The organism is Kitasatospora sp. NPDC057198 (genome assembly GCF_042670125.1).
Taxonomy (GTDB): Bacteria; Actinomycetota; Actinomycetes; order Streptomycetales; family Streptomycetaceae; genus Kitasatospora.
Window position 1 is genome coordinate 1 of the sequence record NZ_JBHUWH010000840.1, and the last position, 1,571, is coordinate 1,571.

Sequence of the window (1,571 nt, forward strand, 5' to 3'; positions counted from 1 at the left end):
GAGCGCCGTCGCGGCGCCGGCCGCCGCGGGGCGGGCACTGGGCGCCGCCGGGCCACCGGCCGGCCGAGCGGGCCGCGTCCGCCGCGGCCGCCGGAGCGCAAGCGGGTGGTGCTGGCCCGGCTGCTGGGGGAGGTGTTCATCACCCTCGGCGCGGTGATGCTGCTGTTCGTCTCCTACCAGCTGTGGTGGACCAACGTGCTGGCCAACCGGGACGCCGCCTCCGCCAGCAACAAGCTGGAGCAGCAGTGGGCGCAGCCGGCGCAGGGCGGCAGCACGCCGCCGCCGCAGACCAAGTTCGAGCCCGGCCAGGGCTTCGCCATCATCCACATCCCGAAGCTGGACCTGGACTACCCGATCGCCGAGGGCACCGACAAGCAGAAGGTGCTCGACCACGGCCTGGTGGGCCACTACACGGGCACCGCGATGCCCTCCGACCCGGACGGCAACTTCGCGGTGGCCGCGCACCGCACCACGCACGGGCAGCCGTTCCGGAAGATCGGCCAGCTGGTGCCGGGCGACAAGATCGTGGTGGAGACCGCGACGGCGTACTACACGTACGAGGTGGCCGGCGGCATCCCGGAGACCCCGCCGAGCAACGTGACGGTGCTTCAGAAGGTCCCGAAGGGCTCGCCGTTCACCACGCCGGGCCGCTACCTGACCATGACGACATGCACGCCGGAGTTCAGTGCCCGGGGAAGGCTGATCGTGTTTGGCAAGATGGTCGAGGAACGGCCGAGGAGCCAGGGGCAGCCGGAGGCGCTGACCGGGCAACACTGAGCAGCGAGGCACGGCACCATGGGCACAGCCATTCGGGGCGGGCAGCGGCGGCGGCGCGGACGGCTGGGGGTGGCCCTGGGGCTGCTGGGGGAGTTGCTGATCACCCTGGGGCTGGTGCTGGCGCTGTTCGTCGGGTACTCGCTGTGGTGGACGGACGTGGTGGCCGACCGGGCGTCCGGCCGGGCGGGGGACCAGCTGCGGCACAGCTGGTCGGCCCCGGCGGCGGCGCCCCCGGGGGAGCCGGCCGCCCCGGTGCCGCAGTACGCGGCGGGTGACGGGGTGGGCTTCCTGCACGTGCCGGCCTTCGGCCGGGGCGACCAGACGCTGATCCGGATGGGCACCACCGCGGAGGTGCTCAACGAGGGCGTGGCGGGCGTGTACGAGGAGCCGTACCGCTCGGCGATGCCGTGGGACGCGGAGGGCAACTTCGCGCTGGCGGCGCACCGGGACGGGCACGGCGCGAAGTTCCACGACCTGGACAAGCTCGGGGTGGGCGACCCGGTGGTGGTGGAGACCCGGGACTCCTGGTACGTCTACCGGGTCGCCGGGACGCTGCCGCAGACCTCCAAGTACGACGTGGGCGTGGTGGCGCCCGTCCCCGAGGGTTCGCCGTTCACCGGTCCGGGCCGCTACCTGACGCTGACCACCTGCACGCCGGTGTACACCTCCCGGTACCGGATGGCGGTCTGGGCGCAGCTGGTGCGGGTCGATCCGGTGGACGCGAAGCGCACCCCGCCGCCCGAGCTGCGCTGACGGGGGGCCGGCACGGGAGAGGGGCCGCACCGTTCGGGGAG

General features: G+C 73.7%; 2 protein-coding genes. Both read left to right on the plus strand.

Annotation, left to right across the window (positions count from 1 at the left end; genetic code table 11):
* Positions 1–777, plus strand: a 777-nt coding sequence (locus tag ACFUEL_RS39515; protein ID WP_380243026.1) for a class E sortase, incomplete at its 5' end; no start/stop codon positions are given.
* An 18-nt stretch (positions 778–795) separates the two neighbouring features.
* Positions 796–1,530, plus strand: coding sequence for a class E sortase (locus tag ACFUEL_RS39520; protein WP_380243028.1), 735 nt, complete (start codon positions 796–798; stop codon positions 1,528–1,530).
* Positions 1,531–1,571: the final 41 nt, after the last annotated feature.